14 protein-coding genes and 1 riboswitch are annotated in these 12546 nt (G+C 62.1%); of the genes, 6 read left to right on the top strand and 8 right to left on the bottom strand.

The window, feature by feature from the left end:
• Positions 1-210: 210 nt before the first annotated feature.
• The 4 genes from ACIQ2A_RS23405 to ACIQ2A_RS23390 form a co-directional block, all read right to left on the bottom strand.
• A complete protein-coding gene (locus tag ACIQ2A_RS23405) occupies positions 211-570 on the bottom strand; it encodes a DUF6152 family protein (protein WP_398483947.1) in 360 nt (119 codons plus the stop codon).
• A gap of 41 nt (positions 571-611) precedes the next feature.
• Complete coding sequence (locus ACIQ2A_RS23400; RefSeq protein WP_398483951.1) at positions 612-1121, bottom strand: PAN domain-containing protein; 510 nt, start codon at positions 1119-1121, stop codon at positions 612-614.
• A 167-nt stretch (positions 1122-1288) separates the two neighbouring features.
• Positions 1289-2659: a glutamate--cysteine ligase gene (locus ACIQ2A_RS23395; RefSeq protein ID WP_398483945.1), complete on the bottom strand. Its 1371-nt coding sequence runs from the start codon at positions 2657-2659 to the stop codon at positions 1289-1291.
• Positions 2660-2755: 96 nt separating this feature from the next.
• Positions 2756-3253 (bottom strand): MarR family winged helix-turn-helix transcriptional regulator, encoded by a 498-nt coding sequence (locus tag ACIQ2A_RS23390; protein ID WP_398483949.1) that lies wholly within the window; start codon positions 3251-3253, stop codon positions 2756-2758.
• 123 nt (positions 3254-3376) lie between these two features.
• Here ACIQ2A_RS23390 and gstA point away from each other — a divergent pair, with 123 nt between their 5' ends.
• Together gstA and ACIQ2A_RS23380 are read left to right on the top strand one after the other, a co-directional pair.
• Positions 3377-3991 (top strand): glutathione transferase GstA, encoded by a 615-nt coding sequence (gene gstA, locus ACIQ2A_RS23385; RefSeq protein WP_398483943.1) that lies wholly within the window; start codon positions 3377-3379, stop codon positions 3989-3991.
• 125 nt (positions 3992-4116) lie between these two features.
• Positions 4117-5118, top strand: coding sequence for an Hsp33 family molecular chaperone (locus ACIQ2A_RS23380; protein WP_398483941.1), 1002 nt, complete (start codon positions 4117-4119; stop codon positions 5116-5118).
• A 133-nt stretch (positions 5119-5251) separates the two neighbouring features.
• Here the strand turns inward: ACIQ2A_RS23380 and apaG are convergent, their stop codons facing one another.
• Positions 5252-5641 carry a Co2+/Mg2+ efflux protein ApaG gene (apaG, locus tag ACIQ2A_RS23375; RefSeq protein WP_398483939.1) on the bottom strand — a complete coding sequence of 130 codons (390 nt, stop codon included), beginning with the start codon at positions 5639-5641 and terminating at the stop codon, positions 5252-5254.
• 225 nt (positions 5642-5866) lie between these two features.
• Between apaG and ACIQ2A_RS23370 the strand changes: the two genes are divergently transcribed.
• Genes ACIQ2A_RS23370 through ACIQ2A_RS23360 form a run of 3 tightly spaced genes read left to right on the top strand, consistent with a single transcriptional unit; the run spans position 5867 to position 8830 of the window.
• Entirely contained in the window at positions 5867-7123 is a 1257-nt protein-coding gene (locus ACIQ2A_RS23370) for an OpgC domain-containing protein (protein WP_398483936.1), read from the top strand.
• The gene (locus ACIQ2A_RS23365) at positions 7120-7893 is read left to right on the top strand and encodes an SGNH/GDSL hydrolase family protein (protein WP_398483934.1); all 774 of its coding nucleotides are present in this window, start codon (positions 7120-7122) and stop codon (positions 7891-7893) included. The genes ACIQ2A_RS23370 and ACIQ2A_RS23365 overlap by 4 nt, the downstream gene beginning before the upstream one ends.
• A gap of 1 nt (position 7894) precedes the next feature.
• The gene (locus ACIQ2A_RS23360; RefSeq protein ID WP_398483932.1) at positions 7895-8830 is read left to right on the top strand and encodes an SGNH/GDSL hydrolase family protein; all 936 of its coding nucleotides are present in this window, start codon (positions 7895-7897) and stop codon (positions 8828-8830) included.
• 134 nt (positions 8831-8964) lie between these two features.
• Here the strand turns inward: ACIQ2A_RS23360 and ACIQ2A_RS23355 are convergent, their stop codons facing one another.
• Positions 8965-10146: an O-succinylhomoserine sulfhydrylase gene (locus ACIQ2A_RS23355; RefSeq protein ID WP_398483930.1), complete on the bottom strand. Its 1182-nt coding sequence runs from the start codon at positions 10144-10146 to the stop codon at positions 8965-8967.
• Between the two features lie 83 nt (positions 10147-10229).
• A riboswitch (SAM riboswitch) is annotated at positions 10230-10309 on the bottom strand.
• A 108-nt stretch (positions 10310-10417) separates the two neighbouring features.
• Here ACIQ2A_RS23355 and ACIQ2A_RS23350 point away from each other — a divergent pair.
• Positions 10418-11524, top strand: a complete 1107-nt coding sequence (locus ACIQ2A_RS23350; protein ID WP_398483928.1) for a 2'-deoxycytidine 5'-triphosphate deaminase — start codon at positions 10418-10420, stop codon at positions 11522-11524.
• Here ACIQ2A_RS23350 and ACIQ2A_RS23345 read toward each other — a convergent pair.
• The gene (locus ACIQ2A_RS23345; RefSeq protein ID WP_398483926.1) at positions 11521-12150 is read right to left on the bottom strand and encodes a Uma2 family endonuclease; all 630 of its coding nucleotides are present in this window, start codon (positions 12148-12150) and stop codon (positions 11521-11523) included. The two genes, ACIQ2A_RS23350 and ACIQ2A_RS23345, sit on opposite strands and share 4 nt — an antisense overlap.
• A 182-nt stretch (positions 12151-12332) precedes the next feature.
• Positions 12333-12546: outer membrane protein (locus tag ACIQ2A_RS23340; RefSeq protein ID WP_398483924.1), on the bottom strand; the 214-nt coding region annotated here is incomplete at its 5' end.

The following is a 12546-nucleotide window of genomic DNA, read 5'->3' as shown; positions in this document are numbered from 1 at the left end:
CGGGCCCGCAAGAATCGCCTCGAGCAGTGACGCGCGGACACCTCTCCCCGCCGGGGAGAGGTCAATCCGGCGAAGCCGGAGCGGGTGAGGAGGAAGCCACACACTCCGGCGCCAAGACCACCTCACCCGCGCGCAAGAGCGCGCGACCTCTCCCCGGTGGGGAGAGGTGTCCGCGCTAGCTCTGTCGCTTCGCGTTTCGTGGATCATGCTTCAGCGCAATTCATATGTCTTGCCATCCACCGTAATGCGCTCGGCACGCATCTCGTCTTTCTCCACGGTCGAGGGATAGCCATAAGCAGAGACCGTCTTGCCCACCGCGACGATGTCAGCGGTGGCGCCGCGCGACTGCATCCGCGATGTCGGCGCCAGCGTGGCGGTCCAGGCCTTGTCGCTGCCCTTGATGACGATGGTGGCGTGCGGGTTTTCGAATTTCAGGCTTTCGATCGGCCCGTTCACCGTCACCGGATTGTTCGCGTCATAGCTGCCCCAGCCATGATGCGCGATGGCGGCAGCCGTGGTGAGACCAACGAGAGCGATACTGCCAATGGCGGTCCGGAGGATACGCGTCATGTGCCGGCTCCGATGTTGATGGCTACGATTGATCCTACACGCTAACGCACGACACCCGAAATGAATCCGGGTTTCCGCCGCGGCGGCTTGATGTCGTTCTTCAGAAAGCAACGCGCGCTCTTGCCGGCATAGCCCGGCCGGGCAAAGGTCCAGGCGCGGCACTTGTTGTCGCCCTGGCAGGCGTCGCGGCAGGTATCGCCGCGCTCGGCCTTGTCATCGTTCTTCACTTCGAATGAACGATAGTCGCCGCCAAAGCGATCCGTCGATGTTTCCACCGGCCCGACGCGCGGTTCGATCACGCCAGCGCCGCGGACGCCGGAGACGCAGCAATAGCTCTGCACCCGCGGCGGCACCTTGTCCTTCAACCAGCACACGGCGTTTTCGGAATTGTCGCTGGGATAGTTGAAGCTCCAGGCGCGGCACTTCTTGTCGCGCTCGCAGATCAGCGCGCATTCGGCGGGGTCACCGGAGACCGACACCGAACGCTGGTAATCGCTCCCCGGCCGGTCGAAATTGGTCTGTGCCTGCGCAGGCGCCGCCAGCACCAGCATGGCGAACAATGCCCAACACGCTCCGAACAGGCGGCTCCTCAACATGCAAACGGGCTTCCGGCTGGTGGCAAGAGGGTGATCGACGAACCACCATTGGAACGCGCGACACCTGTACGCCCGATGAACGGATTGACAGAAATCGCGCGCCCAACTCACAAGCGCTTGAGCTAGAAGCAATATTCCTTATAGGCGGGGGTCACCGAGCCGCCCCAGGTGCCATGGAATTTGGCGAGCATCTCCTCCGCCGGGGTCTTGCCGCTGTCGATGATGCGATCGAGCGGCGTGAGGTGGCGGGTCTCGTCGCGGCCATTGGCGTCGAGTTTCGCGCGACGGCGCAGGCCGCCATGGGCAATCGCCAGACATTCCTTGGCGATCTCGAACAGATAGCGGTCCTTGATCCGCGCCTTGAAGCCGAAGCGCGGCACATCATCGCGCAGCGCCTGGCGTTCCGCAGCGGTCCAGTGTTTCGCGATATCCCAGGCAGCATCGAGCGCTGCGTCGTCATAGAGCAGGCCGACCCAGAAGGCCGATAGCGCCGGCAGGCGATCCGATGTCACCCCATCGGCGCCACGCATTTCGAGATAGCGCTTGAGACGGACCTCCGGGAAGATCGTGGAGAGATGATTGGCCCAATCGGACAGCGTCGGCCGTTCGCCGGGCATCTTGTCGTTCTTGCCGTCGAAGAAGGCGCGGAACGAAGAGCCGGAGACGTCGATATACGTGTCGCCGCGCTTGACGAAATACATCGGCACGTCGAGCGCGTAATCGACCCAGCGCTCGAAACCCATGCCGCTCTCGAACGCCCAGGGCAGCATGCCCGAACGGTTATTGTCGGTGTCGCGCCAGATTTCAGACCGGAACGACAGGAAACCGTTCGGCTTGCCTTCGGTGAAAGGCGAATTGGCGAACAGTGCCGTCGCCACCGGCTGCAGCGCCAGCGAGACGCGCAGCTTCTTGACCATGTCGGCTTCTGAGGAGAAGTCGAGATTGGTCTGCACCGTGCAGGTCCGGTACATCATGTCCAGACCATACTGCCCGACCTTCGGCATGTAGTTGGTCATGATCTTGTAGCGGCCCTTCGGCATCACCGGGATCTGCGCCCGCGACCATGATGGCGTCAGACCAAGACCGAGAAAGCCGATCCCGAGCGGCGTCGCGACTTCGCGCACCTGAGCCAGATGCGCCATCAATTCGGCCTGGGTCTGATGCACGGTCTCCACCGGCGCGCCGGAGAGTTCGAACTGGCCGCCCGGCTCCAGCGAGATGGCGCCACCGCCGGTGACGTCATAGAGGCCGATAATGTTGCGGCCTTCCATGATCGGCTCCCAGCCGAGCAGATGCTTCATGCCATCGAGCAGCGCCTCGATGCCGCGCGCGCCTTCGTAAGGCACGGGCTCATGACCTTCGAGGGTGAACGGCGTCTTCTCGTGCTCGGTGCCGATGCGGAATTCCGACGCCGGCTTCACGCCCGCTTCCAGCCACGCCACGAGTTCATCGCGCGACTGCAGCGGCGTCATATCGAGTTGGTCACGCGCCATGGGAAGTCCAGTTGAAAGGCGCTGCAATCCGATGCGCGCAGTGTCGGGAACGCCGGCGATCCAATCGAGACGCCAGCGCAGGGAAAATCTGAAACGTCATCGCGCCGGAATGGCGTCTTTGGCAACCGGCGCAGAAACGGACGGCGTGTCATGGCATGCGCAACCGAGCCGGTCCAGCAGGCCGCACAGCTTTGCTGCATCTGCGTCGGTGAGCTTGGAGCCCACATGCTTCTCGATGGCCACCGCATAGGCGCTGCCCATCTTCTTGTGCAGCTCGCGCCCGGCCGCAGTGATCTCCACGAACAGCCCGCGCTTGTCCATCTTGCACTCGCGCCGCGCAGCCAGTCCCTCATCCACCAGCCGGTCGATCAGTCGGGACGTGGAATATTGTGGTATCAACATCTGCTTTTCGAGCTCGACGGGGCGCAGCTCGCCATTCGGCGCGCGCGACAATTCCATCAGCGCATCGAACCAGGCGAGCGGCGGAAAGCCGGCGCGCTTTAAATCCTGCTCGACGCAGTCCAGCACCCGGCTCTGCACCCGCATCAGGCGGATCCAGGCGGCCGACGCCTCGGTGGAAGGTTTACGTTTCATCACACGGTCCAAATGGTAGCGTATTCTAACCAATCGATGCATCTGCATCAATCTTGACTATTCCATGCCGTTGCATTTAGTCACGCCACGGCGTTACCCCAACGTCCTTAAGGAGAAATTTCGATGAAGCTGTATTATTCGCCCGGCGCCTGCTCCCTGTCGCCGCATATCGCACTTCTCGAAGCCGGCCTGCCCTATGATCTCGTCAAGGTCGATCTCCGGGCCAAGAAGCTCGAAAACGGCGACGACTTCCTGGCCGTCAACCCCAAGGGCCAGGTGCCGGCCCTCGGCCTCGACACCGGCAAGGTCGTCACCGAAGGCCCGATCATCGTGCAGATGATTGCCGACAAGGCCGCGGGCAAGAACCTCGCCCCGGCGCGCGACAGCGAGGAACGCTACGAGTTTCTGGAAATCCTGAACTTCCTGACTAGCGAGCTGCACAAGAATTTCTCCCCGCTGTTCAACCCGACCTTCTCGGACGAAGTGAAGGGCTTCTTCCGCGATCGCCTCACCGGCAAGTTCAAATATCTCGACGGCCGCCTCGCGGGTCACGACTACCTGACGGGCAGCAATTTCAGCGTCGCTGACGGCTATCTGTTCACGATGCTCCGCTGGGCCGACGCTCACAAGCTCGACCTCTCGATGTTCAAGAACCTGATGGCTTACAAGGAGCGCGTTGCCGCGCGCCCGAAGGTGCAGGAAGCACTGGAGAAGGAAGGCCTGATGAAGGCTGCGTAAGCCGATCCGCGAACGGATTTGGCAAGGGCCGGCAACGCGCCGGCCCTTTTTGTTCTGCTATCCTGCTGTTTCCGGGTTCCAGCCAAACCCTTTCACTTTGCGCCATTTGCCCCCACATAGGCCCCATGACCTCATCCCCTGATTTCAGCACCCAGCCCGACACCCCGATCCGCGCGCCGTCTTCCGTTCCGGTGGACGATGCCGTGCTGCCGTTCGATGTCGCGCCGCTCGATCTGCGCGGACGCCTGACGCGGCTCGGGCCTGCGCTCGACCAGCTCCTCTCCAAACATGACTATCCGACACCGGTGGCAAAGCTGCTCGGCGAAGCCATCGTGCTGACCACGCTGCTCGGCTCGGCCCTGAAATTCGACGGCCGCTTCATCCTGCAAACCCAGACCGATGGTCCGGTATCGCTGATGATCGTCGATTTCCGCGCGCCCGATCGCATGCGCGCCTATGCGCGCTTCGATGCGGAGCGCCTGAAGGACGGGCTTTCGACTGCGGAGCTGCTCGGCAAGGGCCATCTCGCGATGACCGTGGACCAGGGCCCGGATATGAGCCGCTATCAGGGCATGGTGGCGCTCGACGGCGGCACGCTGGAAGACGCCGCCCACGAATACTTTATGCGCTCGGAGCAGATCCCGACCAAGGTGCGCCTTGCTGTCGGCGAGGAGTGGCGCGGCGGCGGCGACGGCGCCCCGACCCATGGCTGGCGTGGCGGCGGCATGCTGCTGCAATTCCTGCCCAAGGCCTCCGACCGCGCGCAGCGCGACATGCATGCCGGCGACGTGCCGGACGGCGCCAATATCGATGTGGTGCCGGAGGATGATGCGTGGCTGGAAGGCCAGTCGCTGATCTCGACAGTCGAGGATGTCGAACTGATCGATCCCGACCTGTCCGGCGAGCGATTGCTGTTCCGCCTCTTCCACGAGCGCGGGGTCCGCGTCTTCGCGCCAACGCCGCTGCAAGCCAAGTGCTCGTGCTCGCGCGAGGCGGTGTCCGGCATGCTGAAGGGTTTTGACCCGCAGGATCGCGCGGACATGGTCGAGAACGGCAAGGTCGTGGTGACCTGCGAGTTCTGCTCGTCGGTCTACGAGTTCACGCCGGAAGAAGCGGGCATCGAGTAGGCCTGCGCTCGTCGGTCCGGAGCGCGTGGCACGCGCGCATCCGGAATCTCGATATGCCTATGCTGCCGTCTCAGACTATCACATCCAGATTCCGGGTTCGCTCGCTTCGCGAGCGCCCCGGAATGACAGTGCTTTAGTTCAACACCCGCCTGTTCGGCCCATCCAGCGAGAACAGCGGCACGTCGATCTCGAACGGCTCGCCCTGGTCGGTCACCATCTGATAGGTGCCCTCCATGAAACCCGACGGCGTCGGGAGCGGCACGCCCGACGTATATTCGAACCGCTCGCCTGGTCCGAGCACCGGCTGCTCGCCGACCACGCCCTCGCCGCGCACTTCCTGCATCTTCCCCGACGCGTCAGTAATGACCCAGTGCCGCGTCTTCAGCTGCACCGTTTCCTTGCCCGCATTGGTGATGACGATCGTGTAGGACCAGAAGAACTGCTGCTTCTCGGCCGAGGAACGGTCCGGCATGAAGTTGGGCTCGACGGTCACTTCGATCTGGCGGGTAATGGCGCGGTACATGGGGATCATCGCTGCAAGAGACTGGATCGGCAACATAACGAAAAATGCCGGAGCGGCCAAATACCGCCCGCGCATGATCGTCATCGCCGTTTGAACACAGTTCAAACCTATCGCGTTCCCGTCCGCGGCGGATCGCCTCACAAAATCGTCTCGCCATGAATTGACTTGCGATGACGCCGCGAAGCGGCTCTTTCTCCTCAGTCTATACTCGTTGCGCGGTGTTGAATGACCTCTGTTGCCGATCCGATTGCCGGACCCGCACATGCCGATGCGCCCACAGCATCGCCTGATGCAGCCCCGCGCGCGGAGGCACCGCCCATCATCACCGCGGTGAACGAGCGCGAATTGCGGCTCGATCTGTTCCGTGGCCTGGCACTCTGGCTGATCTTCATCGATCACCTGCCGCAGAATCTGCTGACATGGCTGACCATCCGTAACTATGGCTTCAGCGACGCCACCGAGATTTTCATCTTCATCTCCGGCTATACCGCCGCCTTTGTCTATGGCCGCGCGATGCAGGAACAGGGCACGGTGGTCGCCAGCGCGCGCATCTTCAAGCGCGTCTGGCAGATCTATGTGGCCCATGTCTTCCTCTTCACGATCTTCCTCGCCGAAATCTCCTACGTCGCCACGCGCTTCCAGAACCCGCTCTATACGGAAGAAATGGGCATCCTGGACTTCCTCAAGGAGCCCGACGTCACCATCGTGCAGGCGCTGCTGCTGCGCTTCCGCCCGGTGAACATGGACGTGCTGCCGCTGTACATCGTCCTGATGCTATTCCTGCCGCTGATCCTGTGGCTGATGCGGCGGCGCGCCGATCTCACTCTCGGCCTCTCGGTGCTGCTCTATGCGCTGACCTGGGAATTCGACTGGCATCTCACCGCCTATCCGAACGGCTCCTGGGCGTTCAATCCGTTCGCCTGGCAATTGCTATTCGTATTCGGCGCCTGGTGCGCGCTGGGCGGCGCCAGGCGGATGGAGCGGATCCTGAATTCGCCCATTACACTCTGGATCTGCATCGCCTATCTATCGGGAGCGTTCTGGGTGACACTGACCTGGCACATCCCGCAGATCCATCATCTGCTGCCAAAACTGCTCGAGCAGTGGATGTATCCGATCAACAAGCCCGATCTGGACGTGCTCCGTTTTGCTCACTTCCTGGCGCTGGCAGCGCTCACGGTCCGGTTCCTGCCGAAGGATTGGCCGGCCCTGAAGTCGATCTGGCTGCGACCAATGGTGCTTTGCGGACAGCATTCACTTGAGATTTTCTGCATAGGCGTGTTTCTGGCTTTTGCGGGTCAGTTTTTCCTGGGCGAGATCGCAGGCGGTGCAGTCATGCACGGCCTGGTCAGCCTGATCGGGATCGTCATCATGTCCACCGCTGCGTGGGTGTTCTCCTGGTACAAGCGCGTCACCGCGAAGGGCGGAGCGCGCGCCAAAAAGACACCCGACGCTGATCTTGCAGGAGGGGAAGTACGATGACCTCGCTGCTGCACCGGCCGCCATGGCGACACGCATTGCTGCTGCTCTTGCTGATGGCGGGGCCGGCCCGGGCCGAACCGCCCAAACAGACCTGCGAAGTCCCCGCCTATCTTCTCACCAGCGAGAGCTCGCTGCCGAAAGTGAAGGCAGCCGTGAAGCCGGACGGCAAGCTCAATATCCTGGTCATCGGCAGCCGTTCCTCGGTCATTGGCCTATCCGACCATTCCGCGGCCTATCCAGCGCGCCTGCAGACATACCTGAGCGAAAAGCTGCCGGGCGTCGCCGTCGATGTCGCGCTCGAATTGCAGGTCAAGAAGACCGCCGAGGAGATGGCCCCCACGCTCGGCAAACTGGTGGAGGACCGCAAGCCGGACCTCGTGATCTGGCAGACGGGAACCGTCGATGCCATGCGCCAGGTGGATGGCGACGATTTCCGCAATGCATTGGACGACGGCGTCGCTGCCATGCAAAAGGCCGGAACTGACGTGATTTTAATGAACCTGCAGTATAGTCCGCGCACCGAGACCATGATTTCGGGCTCGGCGTACCTAGATAATATGCGCGTGGTGGCGCAGCAGCACGATGCTCCGCTGTTCGACCGGTTCGCCATCATGCGGCAGTGGAATGAGAATGGTGATTTCGACCTGTTCAGCCCCGCGCCTGGCATGGAGCTTGCCAAGCGGGTGCATGACTGTCTCGGTCGTGCGCTATCGAGCTTCGTGATCGAAACGGCGCATATCAAGACAGCGGATTTGAGGATTCAGCGTTAAAATGAGTTTCATCGGCCAACTGCCTCGCTTTGCCGTCGTCGCTGCGCTTGCTCTCACGACCCCCGCACTTACTTCCATCGTGCACGCCGAAGGCGCGCAGCCCGTCGCACAAGGCAGCGAAGCAGCTGCGGCTGACGCCGCAAAGAAGGGCGTTGCAGCCACAACCATCGACAGGGTCAAGCAGGCCGCCCAGACCGCCACGGATATTCTCAGCCGCGTCCCATGCCGCACACCAAAGGGCGGCACGAAGGCGATGGGAACGCTGCCGCATGTGGCCGGCAAGCTTGCTGCCCATAAGCCGGTGGTGATCGTTGCATTCGGCTCGTCCTCGACCCAGGGACACGGCTCCACCGCGCCGGAATTCACCTATCCCAACCGCCTCGCGGCGCAGCTCCGCCGCGCCTATCCGGGCGCCGACATCACCGTGCTCAATCGCGGCAAGGGCGGCGAGGATGCGCCGGAGATGATGGCGCGGCTGCAGGCCGAGGTGATCAATTCGAAGCCAGATCTCGTGATCTGGCAGCTCGGCACCAATGCGGTGCTGCGCAATCTCGATCCGGGCGAGACCGGCAAGATGATCGAGGACGGCGTCGGCCGCATCCAGGCCGGCGGCTCCGATGTGGTGCTGGTCGATCCGCAATATTCACCGGCGACAGTGGAGAAGCCCGAAAGCACCAGCAAGATGCTGGCGCTGATGCACAAGGTCGCCGAATTGCGCAAAGTGGGATACTTCCCGCGCTTCGAGGTGATGAAGGAATGGCACGAAGGCCAGCAGATGGCATTCAGCTCCTTCGTTATCGCCGACGGTCTGCACATGAACGACTGGGGCTATGCCTGCTTCGCCCAGCTGCTCGGCGACAACATCATCAAATCGGTCGGCACCATCAAGATGGGCACGAACGAGCCGGCACAGCAGCAGGCGCAGCGACCGCTGTAAGGCGCGACCGTAGGATCGGTTGAGCGGAGGCGCGAAGCGCCGGAGCGACAACCCATCGGCCGAGCCTGCGGCAATCGACGGAAGTGATGGGTTTTCGCTTCGCTCAACCCATCCTACGCTCCGGCGTTCTTGGCTTACGCCTTCGCCAGCGCTGCTTCCAGATCCTCGATCAGATCGTCGCGATGCTCGAGGCCTGCGGAGAAGCGGATGAAGCCTTCGCTGATCCCGAGCTCCTGTCGCGCTTCCAGCGGTAGACGCTGATGCGTCGTGGTCGCCGGATGCGTGACCAGGCTCTTCGCATCGCCCAGATTGTTGGAGATGCGCGCGACCTTCAGCTCGTTGAGGACACGGAACGCCGCTTCCTTGCCACCCTTGACCTCGAAGCCGATCAGCGTCGAACCCGCACGCATCTGCTTCTTCACAGTTGCCGCCTGCGGGTGATCCTCGCGGCCCGGATAAATCAGCCGTGACACCTTTGCATGCTGGGCCAGCACATCGGCGATCGCGGCCGCCGTCTGCGTCTGGCGCTCGACACGCACCGCCAGCGTCTCCAGCCCCTTCACCAGCGTCCATGCATTGAACGGCGAGATCGAAGGTCCGGTCTGGCGCAGATAGTTGTGAATGTGCTCGTCGATAAAATCCTTCGACGACAGGATGATGCCGCCAAGGCAGCGGCCCTGCCCGTCGATATGTTTGGTCGCCGAGTAGACGACCACGTCAGCACCCAGTGCGAGCGGGCTCTGCCAGATCGGCGTCGCGAACACGTTATCGACGATGAGCCGCGCGCCGCCGGCATGGGCGATCTTGGCAATGGCGCCGATGTCGAGCACGTCGAGGGTCGGATTGGTCGGGCTTTCCAGGAACAGCGATTTGGTGTTCGGCTTCATCGCCTTCTGCCACTGGTCGAGATCGAGGCCATCGACCAGCGTGAATTCGATGCCATAGCGCGGCAGCAGTTCCTCGATGACATAGCGACAGGAGCCGAACAGCGCCTTGGCAGCGACGACATGATCGCCCTGGCGCAGCGGCGCGAGGATCGCGGTGGTGACGGCGGCCATGCCGGTTGCGGTCGAGCGCGCGGCTTCGGCGCCTTCGAGGTCGATCATGCGGTTCTCGAACATCGAGGTGTTCGGATTCGAGAAGCGCGAATAGATGAAGCCGGGATCTTCGCCCTTGAACCGCGCCTCGCAGGCTTCGGCGGTCTCGTAGATGAAGCCCTGGGTGAGGAAGAGGGCTTCGGACGTCTCGTTGAATTGCGAACGCAGGGCGCTGGAATGAACGAGGCGGGTTTCGGGACGGTAAGACTTCGCAGACATGTGACCTCCAACGTGACCGCATGTCGCGGGCACAAAAAAACCGGCCTGGACGGACGTCCTCAGGCCGGGATCGCATGCTGGAAGGACATGTGTCCCCGGCCTGTTTAGCGACTTATTTTACGTGGCTGCAAGCCGGCCGGCTCAAATCACCACGGGATAGGAACGTTCCTATTCCCGCTTGCGCTTGCCGTCAAGGCGCGCTTGAGATAGCCGGTAAAGTTACGGTTTTTCAGGGGATTGCCCCTGCAAGACGATCGAAGGACCTTAACCCGTGACGTTCACCCTCGCCCCCGACGCCGATGGAATTCTGCCCGACAGCATGATCGAGGCGATGGCCGAGGCTGGCCTGATCCTGCCCGAATATGATTTCGTCGAAAGCCAGATCCAGCCGGCCAGCCTCGATTTGCGTCTCGGGCCCATCGCGTACCGCGTCCGCGCGAGCTTCCTGCCCGGCCCGAACGTCACCGTTGCCGAGCGCATCGACGAATTGAAGCTGCACGAGATCGATCTCTCCGAAGGCGCGGTGCTGGAGACCAATTGCGTCTACATCGTACCGCTGCTGGAGAGCCTGGCGCTGCCGCCGCATATCTTTGCTGCGGCAAACCCGAAGAGCTCGACCGGCCGCCTCGATGTGTTTACCCGCGTGATTGCCGATGGCACGCGTCGCTTCGATGTGATCGGTGCGGGCTATCACGGCCCGCTCTATGCCGAGATCAGCCCCAAGACTTTCCCAGTCCTGCTGCGCGAGGGCTCGCGGCTCTCGCAAGTGCGTTTCCGCGTCGGCGATGCCGTGCTCGACACCGAAGCCCTCGAGGAACTGCATGCGTCGGAGCCTTTGGTCGATATCGACGATGCCGATCTCAAGGGCGGCCTCGCTGTCTCGGTTGATCTTTCCGGCGAGAACGCTTCCGGCTTTGTCGGTTATCGCGCCAAGCGCCACACCAGCGTCGTCGATGTCGATCGTCGTGGCGGCTACGCCATCGAGGATTTCTGGGAGCCGATCCATGCGCGCGCCGACCGCACGCTCATCCTCGATCCCGGCGAGTTCTACATTCTCGCCTCCAAGGAAGCCGTGCAGGTGCCGCCGGACTACGCCGCCGAGATGGTGCCGTTCGACCCCCTGGTCGGCGAATTCCGCGTCCATTATGCCGGCTTCTTCGACCCCGGCTTCGGCCATGACGGCGCCGGTGGCAAGGGCTCGCGCGCGGTCCTGGAAGTACGCTCGCGCGAAGTGCCGTTCATCCTCGAACACGGCCAGATCGTCGGCCGCCTCGTCTATGAACGCATGCTGGATCGGCCGGATTCACTCTACGGCCAGCGCATCGGCTCGAATTATCAGGGCCAGAACCTGAAGCTGTCGAAGCATTTCAAGGTTTAAGGACGTCGCCGCGGATTCAGCGGCGTGCCTGCATATAAATCGGCAACGCGGCAACGGAATTTGAGGTCCTGAATTTCAATTTCAGCATCCGCCTCGGTCAGCACGGTCGAGGTCCAGCCTTCGCCTGTGCGTAGCTCGAATTGGACCGCTATGTGATCCTGCGTGACGATGAGCAAAGCGACGCAAGGCGGATGCGAGCGATAGAGTTCGCATTTAACATCGATCCACTCGCGCCCGGTACCGGGGATACCGATCTGATCCGAAGACGACACGATCTCGGCCAGTAAATAAGCCGCATCGAAATAGCGCTGCTCAAGCTCGAACTCCGCATCGATGACGGCTACATCGGGCTCTGGCTCGTAGACCTTGCCGTCAAGGACAAAGCTTTTAAAGCCAGATCGCTGGGTTGCCATGAGCGGCAGACCTTGCCGGTCAAAGCTATTGTTCAGCAACCGACTAAGATTGTCTGCAATCCGATTATGAACGAGTTTCGGCGGCGTCATCATGACGGGTACGCCAGCCAGTAGTTCCCAGCGCTCATGATCAGGGCGATGCTTCTGGAAGTCACGGAATTCCTCCGCAGACATCTGCCGGCCGGTCCGGCCTTGCATGACGGCAATACCCATCACCAATTCCCTTCGCTGGCTGCACGGTACTACAAACATAGCGCCTGCGAAAGCCGGGTTCCGCTCGCCACCGCTCGACGAAAAAAGGCCCGCATGGAGAATGCGGGCCAGGTTTTCTGGAGTCCAAGTCGATAGGTCAGGGGTCGCGACGCCAGTCTTAACCGGCGTCGCTGGTCGCAAACTTACTGAACGAAACCGCCGCCCAGATTGCCGAGGTTGAAGCGGTAGTTCAGGCCAGCCTTGATCGAGTGCTGGTCGTTCTTGAAGCTGCCGGGGCCGCCCACTGGAGCGATGAAGTTGACGGTGCCGAAATCGTAGTACTGATATTCCAGCTTGCCCGACCAGTTCTGGGTGAACAGGTATTCGAGACCGCCACCGACGGTGTAACCATCGCGA

The organism is Tardiphaga sp. (assembly GCF_044336785.1).
Classification (GTDB): Bacteria; Pseudomonadota; Alphaproteobacteria; order Rhizobiales; family Xanthobacteraceae; genus Tardiphaga.
The sequence above is the reverse complement of the archived record's forward strand: the minus strand, read 5'-3'. Positions and strand labels throughout refer to the sequence as shown.

Bases quoted from the DNA above. Each gene is read 5' to 3' on its own strand.
- ACIQ2A_RS23405 (WP_398483947.1), bottom strand. From the start codon at position 570: ATGACGCGTATCCTCCGGACCGCCATTGGCAGTATCGCTCTCGTTGGT.
- ACIQ2A_RS23400 (WP_398483951.1), bottom strand. From the start codon at position 1,121: ATGCTGGTGCTGGCGGCGCCTGCGCAGGCACAGACCAATTTCGACCGG.
- ACIQ2A_RS23395 (WP_398483945.1), bottom strand. From the start codon at position 2,659: ATGGCGCGTGACCAACTCGATATGACGCCGCTGCAGTCGCGCGATGAA.
- ACIQ2A_RS23390 (WP_398483949.1), bottom strand. From the start codon at position 3,253: ATGAAACGTAAACCTTCCACCGAGGCGTCGGCCGCCTGGATCCGCCTG.
- gstA (WP_398483943.1), top strand. From the start codon at position 3,377: ATGAAGCTGTATTATTCGCCCGGCGCCTGCTCCCTGTCGCCGCATATC.
- ACIQ2A_RS23380 (WP_398483941.1), top strand. From the start codon at position 4,117: ATGACCTCATCCCCTGATTTCAGCACCCAGCCCGACACCCCGATCCGC.
- apaG (WP_398483939.1), bottom strand. From the start codon at position 5,641: ATGTACCGCGCCATTACCCGCCAGATCGAAGTGACCGTCGAGCCCAAC.
- ACIQ2A_RS23370 (WP_398483936.1), top strand. From the start codon at position 5,867: ATGACCTCTGTTGCCGATCCGATTGCCGGACCCGCACATGCCGATGCG.
- ACIQ2A_RS23365 (WP_398483934.1), top strand. From the start codon at position 7,120: ATGACCTCGCTGCTGCACCGGCCGCCATGGCGACACGCATTGCTGCTG.
- ACIQ2A_RS23360 (WP_398483932.1), top strand. From the start codon at position 7,895: ATGAGTTTCATCGGCCAACTGCCTCGCTTTGCCGTCGTCGCTGCGCTT.
- ACIQ2A_RS23355 (WP_398483930.1), bottom strand. From the start codon at position 10,146: ATGTCTGCGAAGTCTTACCGTCCCGAAACCCGCCTCGTTCATTCCAGC.
- ACIQ2A_RS23345 (WP_398483926.1), bottom strand. From the start codon at position 12,150: ATGGGTATTGCCGTCATGCAAGGCCGGACCGGCCGGCAGATGTCTGCG.